The sequence below is a fragment of the Rhizobacter sp. P3_C12 genome, assembly GCF_056402735.1.
Map to the genome: position 1 here is coordinate 18,787 of NZ_JBFUGW010000053.1, position 10,614 is coordinate 29,400.

At 68.9% G+C, this 10,614-nt stretch carries 9 protein-coding genes; all 9 read left to right on the forward strand.

Annotated features, from left to right (window positions below; genetic code table 11):
* Window positions 1-2: 2 nt before the first annotated feature.
* On the forward strand, window positions 3-1,097 hold the full coding sequence (locus AC1DXV_RS11305; protein WP_477864308.1) for a glycoside hydrolase family 99-like domain-containing protein: 1,095 nt from the start codon (window positions 3-5) through the stop codon (window positions 1,095-1,097).
* Window positions 1,081-2,256: a glycosyltransferase gene (locus AC1DXV_RS11310; RefSeq protein ID WP_477864307.1), complete on the forward strand. Its 1,176-nt coding sequence runs from the start codon at window positions 1,081-1,083 to the stop codon at window positions 2,254-2,256. The genes AC1DXV_RS11305 and AC1DXV_RS11310 overlap by 17 nt, the downstream gene beginning before the upstream one ends.
* Window positions 2,253-3,443, forward strand: a complete 1,191-nt coding sequence (locus AC1DXV_RS11315) for a glycosyltransferase family 4 protein (RefSeq protein WP_477933597.1) — start codon at window positions 2,253-2,255, stop codon at window positions 3,441-3,443. The genes AC1DXV_RS11310 and AC1DXV_RS11315 overlap by 4 nt, the downstream gene beginning before the upstream one ends.
* Complete coding sequence (locus AC1DXV_RS11320) at window positions 3,443-4,582, forward strand: DUF1972 domain-containing protein (protein ID WP_477933599.1); 1,140 nt, start codon at window positions 3,443-3,445, stop codon at window positions 4,580-4,582. The genes AC1DXV_RS11315 and AC1DXV_RS11320 overlap by 1 nt, the downstream gene beginning before the upstream one ends.
* Before the next feature lie 761 nt (window positions 4,583-5,343).
* The gene (locus tag AC1DXV_RS11325) at window positions 5,344-6,222 is read left to right on the forward strand and encodes a 2OG-Fe(II) oxygenase (protein ID WP_477873466.1); all 879 of its coding nucleotides are present in this window, start codon (window positions 5,344-5,346) and stop codon (window positions 6,220-6,222) included.
* A 44-nt stretch (window positions 6,223-6,266) separates the two neighbouring features.
* Window positions 6,267-7,721: a mannose-1-phosphate guanylyltransferase/mannose-6-phosphate isomerase gene (locus AC1DXV_RS11330; RefSeq protein ID WP_477933601.1), complete on the forward strand. Its 1,455-nt coding sequence runs from the start codon at window positions 6,267-6,269 to the stop codon at window positions 7,719-7,721.
* Between the two features lie 15 nt (window positions 7,722-7,736).
* On the forward strand, window positions 7,737-8,807 hold the full coding sequence (gene rfbB / locus AC1DXV_RS11335) for a dTDP-glucose 4,6-dehydratase (RefSeq protein WP_477868481.1): 1,071 nt from the start codon (window positions 7,737-7,739) through the stop codon (window positions 8,805-8,807).
* Window positions 8,804-9,700: a dTDP-4-dehydrorhamnose reductase gene (gene rfbD, locus AC1DXV_RS11340; RefSeq protein ID WP_477868483.1), complete on the forward strand. Its 897-nt coding sequence runs from the start codon at window positions 8,804-8,806 to the stop codon at window positions 9,698-9,700. Before rfbB ends, rfbD begins: the two co-directional genes overlap by 4 nt.
* 126 nt (window positions 9,701-9,826) lie before the next feature.
* Window positions 9,827-10,614: glucose-1-phosphate thymidylyltransferase RfbA (gene rfbA / locus AC1DXV_RS11345; protein WP_477933603.1), on the forward strand; the 788-nt coding region annotated here is incomplete at its 3' end.

Sequence of the window (10,614 nt, forward strand, 5' to 3'; positions counted from 1 at the left end):
CCATGAGCATGGGCATCCGCAGTCTTCTTCTTCGACTCGTCCTCGCCGCGGCCTGCTGCGCGGCGCCGTGGTCGGCCTGGTCGGCCAGCTCGCCGTACCAGCTCGGCATGTACTACTACCCCGGCTGGTCGCCCGGCGTGAAGGGGCCGTCCGAGCCTGACACCTGGTCGTCGATCAAGCCCTTCGCGAAGGACCGCGAGCCGATGCTCGGCTGGTACCGCGACGACAAGGCCGTCACACTGGACCGGCAGATCGGCTGGATGGCCGATGCCGGCATCTCGTTCATCATCTTCGACTGGTACTGGGAGAACGCGAAGCCGGCGGCCCAGACCGCGGTGCTCGCCTACCTGGCCTCGGCACAGCGCTCGAAGGTGAAGTACTCGCTGATGTGGGCCAACCACACGGCCGAGCCGAAGACGCTGGCCGAGTGGGATGCGCTGGTCGATTTCTGGATCGCCAACCACATGAAGCGGCCGGAGTACCTGCGCATCGACAACAAGCCGGTGATGTTCCTGTTCTCGCCCGACGTGTTCCGCACGCAGGCGACCGCGATGAAGACGACGCCCGCGGCGATGCTGACCCGTGCCCGCGCCCGGGCCAGCGCGGCCGGGCTGCCGGGCATCTACTTCGTGCTCGGCGTGGTGGCCTCGCAGTTCTGGGTGCGCGACTTCGCGTTCAACAGCGGCTTCGATGCGATCTCGGCCTACAACTACCACTTCGGCATCGCCGGCGAGGATTCGACGCGCACGCCGTACTCGAAGAGCTACGACGAGCTCGACCAGTACTACCGCATGCAATGGAACTGGATCGTGAAGTACAGCAAGCTGCCGTACTTCGTGCCGATGACGGCCGGCTGGGACCGCACGCCCTGGGGCGGCAGCTCGCAGCCGGGGCACGACAACTCGGTGTCGACGCCGGCCAGCTTCGAGGCCCACCTGCGCGCAGGCAAGGCGGTGATGGACGCCAACCCCGACCGCACCAAGCGCATCGGCGTGCTGTGCTGCTGGAACGAGTACGGCGAGGGCTCGATCATCGAGCCGACGAAGAAGTTCGGCATGCAGTACCTGGAGAGGATTCAGGATGTCTTCATCCCCTGAATCCACGGCCTCCGCCGCCGGCCCGCTGCGCGTGATGGTGCTGCTGCCGCGCCACCTGGACGTGGCCGCCTGGTCGCAGCGCCATGCGCGCGGCGAGGCGCCCGACGCGACGCCCTACGGCTACCACCATGCGTTGCAGCAGGGCTGCAGCCTGAGCTTCTCGCGCGCGACGCCGACGTGGCCGGGCGCGCTCGGGCTGGTCGACCGGGCACTGCGCAAGCTGCTCGGCTTCGACCTGCGGCACGTGTGGGCGAACCGCGCATTGCTGCACCCCGGGCGGGCCGACGTGATCTGGACCCACACCGAGTACGAGCACCTGGCCGTCGGGCTGCTGCGCCGGCTGGGCATCGACACCGCGCCGATCGTCGCGCAGTCGATCTGGCTGGTCGACGAATGGAGCCGCTGGTCGGGCGTGCGCCGGCGCCTGGTGCGCTGGCTGATGCGCGATGCCGAGGCCGCCACCTTCCACTCGCCGCTGAACATGGTGCGGGCCCGCGAGCTCGATCTCGGCGAGCGGCAGGTGATCGTCGACTTCGGCATCTCGCTCGACAGCTACCCGATCGCGACCGAGCGCCCGCAGGCGGTGCTCGACGGCACGCGGCCGCTGCACGTGCTGGCGCTCGGCAACGACCGGCACCGCGACTGGGAGACCCTGGCGCAGGCGCTCGGCGGGCGCGCCGGCGTCGAACTGCGCATCGGCTCCAGCCATTTCCCGGCGCACCTGGCGCAGTCCAACATCGACGCGCATCCGATGACGCAGGCCGAGGTGGTCGCGAACTACGGCTGGGCCGATTGCGTCGTCGTGCCGCTGCACGAGAACCTGCATGCCTCCGGGCTGACCGCGGTGCTCGAGGCCACCGCGCGCGGCGTGCCGGTGGTGGCGACGCGCGCCGGCGGGCTGGACCACTATTTCGACGACGACGGCATCGCGTTCTGCGTGCCGCACGACGCGGCCGACCTGTGGCGCGCGATCGATGCGCTGGTGACGACGCCAGGCCGGCGCGCCGCGCAGGTCGCGAGCGCGCAGCAGCGGCTGTTGTCGCGCCGCTTCAGCTCCGAAGGCTTCGCGACGCGCCACGTCGAACTGAGCCGACGCCTCGTCGGTGCGGGCCACGAGCCTGCACCGGTTTCCGCCACGCCCTTGCGCACACCCAGATGACGACGACACCGCCTCGCCGCCCCCGCCTCGGCGTGGATTTCCACACCTGGGACGGCATCTTCCAGGGCTCGCGCAGCCACATCCTCGGGCTGTATCGCGAGGCGATCCGGCTCGCGCCGGACATCGACTTCGTGTTCCTGCTCGACGGCATCGACAGCCTGCGCGACGCGCACGCCGAGTTCGGTGCGCCGAACGTCGAACTGGTGCGCATGCCGCACCAGCGCGCGCCGATCCGTCTCGGCGTGCAACTGCCGTGGCTGCAGTGGAAACACCGCATCGACCTGCTGCACATGCAGTACCGGCTGCCGTTCGTGCGCACCGGTGCGTGCGCGTGCACGATCCACGACCTGCTGTTCGAGACGCATCCGCAGTTCTTCCCGCGCAGCTTCGTGCTGCAGTCGAAGCTGACGTTCCGGCATGCGGCGCGGCGCGCGAAGCTGCTGTTCGCGGTGAGCCAGTTCTCGAAGGGCGAGATCGCGCGGCTGTACGGCGTGCCGGCCGACGACATCGCGATCACCTACAACGGCGTCGACCCGCAGCGCTTCAAGCCCGGGCCGGAGGGCGCCGACGCGGTGCGCGAGCTCGGGCTGGAGCCGGGCGGCTACCTGCTGACGGTGGGGCGCCTGGAGCCGCGCAAGAACCACGAGACGCTGATCCATGCGTACGCCGAGCTGGGGGCGGATGCGCCGCCGCTGGTGGTCGTCGGCCAGCGCGATTTCAGCTACGAGCAGATCGACCGGGCCGTCGTGGCGCACGGGTTGCAGCAGCGCGTGCGCTTCCTGTCGAAGGTGGGCGACCAGGCGCTTCCGGCGGTGATGCGGCATGCGATGGCGTTCGCGTACCCGGCCTTCGCCGAGGGCTTCGGGATGCCGGTGGCCGAGGCGATGGCGAGCGGCGTGCCGGTGATCACGTCCAACACCACCTCGCTGCCCGAGGTGGGCGGCGCGGCGGCGCTGTATGCCGACCCGAACTCCAGCGCCGAACTGGCCGCTGCGCTGCGGCAGGTGATCGGCGATGCCGGCCTGCGCGAGCGCATGCGCGAGCAGGGCCTGGCGCAGGTGCGCAAGTTCGACTGGCAGCAATCGGCGCAGGTGCTGGTGCATGGCGTGCGCAGCTTCTTCGCACCGAGGTTCTCGAACCTGGCTGCGTTCAATCCCCCCACCCCCTCGTCCACCCCCGACCGATGATGAACAAGACCCTCCGCATCCTCGGCACGCGCGGCGTGCCGGCCGCTCATGGCGGTTTCGAGACCTTTGCCGAGCACCTGGCGCTGTACCTGGTGGAGCGCGGCTGGCGCGTGATCGTGTACTGCCAGGAGGACGGCACCGGCCCGGTGTTCGAGGACAGCTGGCGCGGTGTCGAGCGGGTGCGCATGCCGGTGGATGCACCGGGGCCGAAGGGCACGATCGTGTTCGACTGGCAGGCCACGCGGCATGCCGCGAAGCACCGCGACCTGTGCCTGACGCTCGGCTACAACACGGCGGTGTTCTGTGCGCTGCTGCGACTGAAGGGGGTGCCGAACCTGATCAACATGGACGGCATCGAGTGGTCACGCGCGAAGTGGGGCGGTGTCGCGAAGACCTGGTTCTGGATGAACGACTGGGCCGGCTGCTGGCTCGGCAACCACCTGGTGGCCGACCACCCGGAGATCAAGCACCACCTGGGCACGCGCGTGAACGCGAACAAGGTGACGACGATCGCGTATGGCGCCGACCCGTTGCACGACATGCCGACCGGCCCGGTGCACGGGCTGGGGCTGGAGCCGGGCCGCTACCTGACGCTGGTGGCCCGGCCCGAGCCGGAGAACTCGATCCTGGAGGTGGTGCAGGGTTTCTCGCGTGCGCCGCGTGGTGTGACGCTGACGGTGCTGGGCAACTACTCGCCGGACAACGCGTACCACCGTGCGGTGAAGGAAGCCGCGAGCGCCGAGGTGAAGTTCGTCGGCGCGATCTACGACAAGCCGACGGTGCAATCGCTGCGTTTCCACAGCATGGCGTATGTGCACGGCCACCAGGTGGGCGGCACCAACCCGTCGCTGGTGGAGGCACTGGGGGCGGGCAATGCGGTGATCGCGCACGACAACCGGTTCAACCGCTGGGTGGCCGGCCCGCAGGCGGGCTACTTCAGCGGCGCGGATGGATTCGCGACGACGCTCGAAGCGGTGCTGAAGGATCCGGCGCGACTGGCCGCGATGCAGCAAGCCAGCCGAGCCCGCTTCGAGGAATGCTTCACCTGGAACCACATCCTGGCGCAGTACGAGCAGCTGCTGCTGCAGTGGCTGCCGGTGGCTTCTGGTGCCGGTGCTCGTGAAGGCCGTGCTTCTTGATGCGCTGCTGTGTTCTTGCTTGCAAAGGCGCGGGTGGGCAGGCTGTGGCTCGCCGGCCGGTGCGGTCATTGCCCCTGGGGGGCAATGACTCCCCTGCGCTGACTGGTTTCATGGCCCGTCGCCGAAACTCCCTCCGCTCGCTTCGCTCGCTGTGGTCAAACAGTCGGCGACAGTCAGTTCACGAAGCGTGCTGGCGCACGCGGGCCACGAAACCAGCCAGCTCCGGCGCCCCGTCCCTATTGGCGCTCCACAGCCTACCCACCCGCGCCTTTGCGGCCACCACCGTGCTGTGTTGGGGGGAAAAGATTGAAGTGACCGACGAGCATTCGAGCGCTCGCGCGCTTCGTCGATCACTTCAATCTTTTCCACCCAACCAGAGCGGCTGGTGKTTAGCGGCGGGTGAGGGRATGGGCTGGGGGCGATTTCTGAGGCGACGGAGAAGATCGGCTTTGGGGATGGCGCGCGCCAGCGCGCTTCGTGAACTGACTCATCGGCACTGTTTGACCACAGAGAGCGAAGCGAGCGGAGGGAGTTTGCCGATGCATCCCCAAAGCCGATCTTCGCAGTGGAGTCGGCGCCCCCAGGGCGCCGACCGTCTCGGCATGAGCCTCCAGCCCATCCCCTCACCCGCCGCGACACGCAGAAACAGAAGCGACAAACGACTCACACGCACACATCGCCCATTCAGGGGGGATGCCCCCTCCAGCGGCCTCCCCCTTGCTTACGATCGCTTGTTGCCCCCGGCGCAAGAGAGCGAAGCCATGATGTCCCTGCCTGTCGAGGTCGAAGTTGCCAAGGCACTCATCGACGATTCCGCGTTCGTCACCATCCGCGGCGTGCGGCTGTCACTCGATGAACTGATCGAGCCCCGCCTGGCGGACATCACGCACCTCGATGAATTGCGATCCCGCATGCAGTCGGCCACGCCCTACCCCCACCTCGTCGTGCAGGACTGGTTCAACCCCCGCCTGCTGGAACTCGTGCACGAGGAATTCGAGGTGCTGCCCCGCGACCACTGGAGCACCCAGACCAATGCCTATGCCCGCGTCGAGCGCTCGCGCGTCGGCGCTCGCATGGGGCCGGCCAGCCAGCTGTATTTCTGGACGCTCGGCTCCAGCTTCTTCCTGCATGCGCTCTCGCACATCAGCGGCGTGCCCGACCTCGTCAGCGATGCCCACCTGTTCGGCGGCGGCCTGCACGAGACGCTGTCCGGCGGCTCGTTCGGCATCCATGCCGATTTCGACCGCCACCCGCGCACCGCCCTCAACAACGAGATGGTGTTCATCACCTACCTCAACAAGAACTGGCAGCCGCCGTGGCAAGGCGCCCTCGAACTGTGGGACGCCGACCGCAAGCAATGCGTCGGCACCGTCGAACCCGAGTTCGGCCGCTCGATCCTGATGAGCCACGGCCGCACCCACTACCACGGCCATTCGCGGCCGCTCGCGGTGCCCGAAGGCGTCACGCGGCGCTCCATCGCGGCCTACTACTACGCCAACCGCTTCGCCCGCGAAGACCGGCGCGAAGCCATGCTGTCGACCTACCTGTTCGCGAGCCGCAGCGACCGCAGCAAGCACGTGCTCAAGCAGATCCTGCCGCCGATCGTCGTCTCGGCGATCAAGCGGCTGGCCCGCCGATAATTCAGTCCCTCGCCCACACAACAAGACCTCCGGAAGAAACCGCCATGTCCACGCCCACCACCCCGCCGACCCCGCTGTCCGTCCTCCCCGTCATCATGGCCGGTGGCAGCGGCACGCGGCTGTGGCCGCTGTCGCGCGCCGGCTTCCCGAAGCAGTTCCTTGTGCTGTCGGGCAACCAGAGCCTGTTCCAGCAGGCGGTGCAGCGCGTCGAAAGCCTCGGCGCCGCCGACATCGCCGTGCAGACGCCGCTGATCGTCGGCAACGAGGAGCACCGCTTCCTCGTGCTCGACCAGCTCCGCGAGCTGCGCACCGACCCCGCCGCCGTCGTGCTGGAACCGCAGGGCCGCAACACCGCGCCCGCGATGACGCTCGCGGCACTCGCCGGCATCGAGAACGGGCAGGACCCGATCCTCGTCGTGACCGCCGCCGACCACGTCGTCACCAAGCCTGCCGCCTTCACCGCCGCACTGCAGCGCGCCGTGCGCGCCGCCGCCGACGGCGCCATCGTGATCCTCGGCATCACGCCCGACCGCCCCGAGACCGGCTACGGCTACATCCGCAGCACGCCCGACGGCAAGGTCGCGCAGTTCGTCGAGAAGCCCGACCTCGCTACCGCCGAGCACTACCTGCGCGAAGGCCAGTACCTGTGGAACAGCGGCATGTTCGTGCTGAGGGCCTCGGTGTGGCTGGCCGCGCTGGACCAGTTCCGCCCCGACATCGCCGCCGCCACCCGCGCCTCGTGGGCCGCGCGCAGCACCGATGCGAAGTTCGTGCGCCCCGGCAAGGCCGAGTTCGCCGCGGTGCCGTCCGAATCGGTCGACTACGCGGYGATGGAACGCTGCCCCGGCAGCGCCTTCGACATCCGCATGGTCGCGCTGGACGCCGGCTGGAACGACCTCGGCGCCTGGGACGCGGTCTGGCAGGTCGCCGACAAGGACGGCCGCGGCAACGCGAGCGTCGGCGACGTGCTGCTGCAGGACAGCGACAACACGCTGGTGCATGCCACCAGCCGGCTGGTCAGCGTGATCGGCCTGAGCGACGTGGTCGTCGTCGAGACGCCCGATGCGGTGATGGTCAGCGACCGCGCCCGCAGCCAGGAGGTCAAGAAGATCGTCGGCGAGCTCGGCGCGCGCGGCCGTGGCGAGCACAACCTGCACCGCAAGGTGCACCGCCCCTGGGGCTGGTACGACAGCATCGACTCCGGCGCGCGCTTCCAGGTCAAGCGCATCCTGGTCAACCCGGGCGCCTCGCTGAGCCTGCAGATGCACCACCACCGCGCCGAACACTGGATCGTCGTCTGCGGCACCGCCGAGATCACCAACGGCGACAAGGTGATGATCCTCACCGAGAACCAGAGCACCTACATCCCCCTCGGCCAGACCCACCGGCTCGCGAACCCCGGCAAGGTGCCGCTGGAAATCATCGAAGTCCAATCGGGCTCGTACCTCGGCGAGGACGACATCGTCCGCTTCGAGGACACCTACGGGCGCACCAAGTAAAGACAGGATCCCTTCATGACCATCCTCGTGACCGGCGGCGCCGGCTTCATCGGCAGCAACTTCGTGCTGGACTGGCTGGCGCAGAGCGACGAGACCGTCGTCAACCTCGACGCGCTGACCTATGCCGGCAACCTCGAGAACCTCGCGTCGCTGAACGGCAATGCGCGGCACGTGTTCGTCAAGGGCGACATCTGCGACCGCGCGCTGGTCGACGCCACGCTTGCGCAGCACCGGCCGCGCGCCATCGTGCACTTCGCGGCCGAGAGCCACGTCGACCGCAGCATCCACGGCCCCGGCGCGTTCATGCGCACCAACATCGACGGTACCTTCACGCTGCTCGAGGCCGCACGCGGCCTGTGGGGCTCGCTCGAGGGCGACGCGAAGAGCGCTTTCCGCTTCCACCACGTCAGCACCGACGAGGTCTACGGCTCGCTGTCGCCGACCGACCCGGCCTTCGCCGAGACCAAGGGCTTCGAGCCGAACAGCCCCTACTCGGCCAGCAAGGCGGCCAGCGACCACCTGGTGCGCGCCTGGCATCACACGTACGGACTGCCGGTCGTCACCACGAACTGCAGCAACAACTACGGCCCCTATCACTTCCCCGAGAAGCTGATCCCGCTGATGATCGTCAACGCGCTGGCGGGCAAGGCACTGCCGATCTACGGCGACGGCCAGAACGTGCGCGACTGGCTGTACGTGCGCGACCACGCGAGCGCGATCCGCGCGGTGCTGGCCGGCGGCCGCGTCGGCGAGACCTACAACATCGGCGGCTGGAACGAGAAGACCAACCTGGAGATCGTCCACACGATCTGCGCGCTGCTCGACGAGCTGAAGCCCGATGCGGCCGGCTCGTACAAGCGCCTGATCACCTACGTGAAGGACCGCCCGGGCCACGACCGCCGCTATGCGATCGATGCGCGCAAGGTCGAGCGCGAGCTCGGCTGGCGCCCGGCCGAGACCTTCGACACCGGCATCCGCAAGACGGTGCAGTGGTACCTCGACAACGCCGGCTGGGTCGCCAACGTGCAGAGCGGCGGCTACCGCGACTGGGTCGCGAAGAACTACGGCGAGGCGGCGGCCGCATGAAGATTCTCCTGCTGGGCAAAGGCGGCCAGGTCGGCTGGGAGTTGCAGCGCGCCTTGGCGCCGCTGGGCGAGCTGACCGCGCTCGATTTCGACACGCCGGGCGCACTGAAGGCCGACTTCTCGAAGCCCGACACGCTGGCGGCGACGGTGCGCGCGGTGAACCCGGACGTGATCGTCAATGCCGCGGCGCACACCGCGGTCGACAAGGCCGAGAGCGAGCCGGCACTGGCGCGCGCGATCAATGCGACCGGCCCCGGCGTGCTGGCGCGCGAGGCGGCAGCACTCGGCGCCTGGCTGGTGCACTACAGCACCGACTACGTGTTCGACGGCAGCGGCCACGCGCCGCGCCGCGAAGACGCGCCGACGGCGCCGCTCAGCGTCTACGGCCAGACCAAGCTCGAGGCCGAGGAGCTGATCCGCGGCAGCGGCTGCAAGCACCTGATCCTGCGCACCAGCTGGGTCTACGCCGCGCGCGGCGGCAACTTCGCGCGCACGATGCTGCGGCTGGCGGGCGAGCGCGACAAGCTGACGGTGATCGACGACCAGGTCGGCGCGCCGACCGGCGCCGACCTGCTGGCCGACGTCAGCGTGCACGCGCTGCGCGCCGCGCTGGCCGATGCGAAGCTCGCCGGCACGTACCACGCGGTGGCCGCTGGCGAGACCAGCTGGCACGGCTATGCACGCTTCGTCATCGAATGGGCGCGTGCGCGCGGCCACGCGATCAAGGTGGCGCCCGAGGCGATCGAGCCGGTGCCGACCACCGCGTTCCCGACGCCGGCGAAACGGCCGCTGAATTCGCGGCTGTCGTGCGACAAGCTGAACCAGGCCTTCGGGCTGCGCATGCCGGCATGGCAGGCCGGCGTCGAGCGCATGCTGACCGAAGTGCTGGGCTGACAAATCCTTGGAGGAACACATGTCAATGCAATTGAACGCGGTGCCGGCCGAGCGCCGGGCCGCTCCCAAGCCGGCCGGCATCCCCTCGGGGGATCGGCGGATGTACTCATCCGACGAGGGGCTGTCATGACTCGCAAAGGCATCATCCTCGCCGGGGGCTCCGGGACCCGGCTGCACCCGGCGACGCTCGCGCTGAGCAAGCAGCTGATCCCGGTGTACGACAAGCCGATGATCTATTACCCGCTCAGCGCGCTGCTGCTGGCCGGCATCCGCGAGATCCTGATCATCAGCACGCCGCAGGACACGCCGCGCTTCCAGCAGTTGCTGGGCGACGGCCGGCAGTGGGGCCTGGACCTCAGCTACGCGGTGCAACCGAGCCCGGACGGCCTCGCGCAGGCCTTCCTGATCGGCGAGCAGTTCCTGGCCGGCGCGCCGAGCGCGCTGGTGCTGGGCGACAACATCTTCTACGGCCATGACCTGGGCACCCGGTTGACGGACGCGGCCACGCGCACCAGCGGCGCGACGGTGTTCGCCTACCCGGTGACGGATCCGGAGCGCTATGGCGTGGTCGAGTTCAACGACCAGGCGCAGGCGATCAGCCTCGAAGAGAAGCCGAAGCAGCCGAAGAGCCGCTATGCGGTGACCGGCCTGTACTTCTACGACCAGAAGGTCGTGTCGTATGCGAAGAGCCTGAAGCCGAGCCCGCGTGGCGAGCTGGAGATCACCGACCTGAACCGGCTGTACCTCGAGGCCGGCACGCTCGAAGTGCAGATCTTCGGCCGCGGCGATGCCTGGCTCGACACCGGCACGCACGATTCGCTGCTGGAGGCGAGCGCCTTCATCCAGACGCTGGAGAAGCGGCAAGGCCTGAAGGCCTGCTGCCCCGAGGAGATCTGCTGGCGCAAGGGCTGGAT